The organism is Streptomyces beijiangensis (assembly GCF_017315755.1).
Classification (GTDB): Bacteria; Actinomycetota; Actinomycetes; order Streptomycetales; family Streptomycetaceae; genus Streptomyces; species Streptomyces beijiangensis.
Map to the genome: position 1 here is coordinate 551 of NZ_JAFLRJ010000715.1, position 260 is coordinate 810.

Consider the following 260-nt stretch of genomic DNA (forward strand, 5'->3'; position numbering starts at 1 on the left):
ACCGCCCGCCGGGATCGCCGATGAACCGAGCAGCACCGCACGGTGCACGCCCGCCGCACGGGCGTGGCGGAGGAAGGGCAGCATGACCTCGGCCGGGTCCGAGGAGCCGATGGGCGGGACGAGGTAGACGCGGTCGACACCGGCGAGGGCTTCGCCCCAGGTCGCGGGCTCGTTCCAGTCGAAGCGGACAGCCGGGGCGCCTTCCACCGGGGTGGCGCGCCGACCACCGGCTTTGACGAGGCGGCCCTCGGCGATCAGGC

At 75.0% G+C, this 260-nt stretch carries 1 pseudogene; it reads right to left on the reverse strand.

Annotated elements, in window-relative coordinates:
• Positions 1–260, reverse strand: a pseudogene (locus tag J0695_RS38585) (ergot alkaloid biosynthesis protein); the annotation flags it as partial.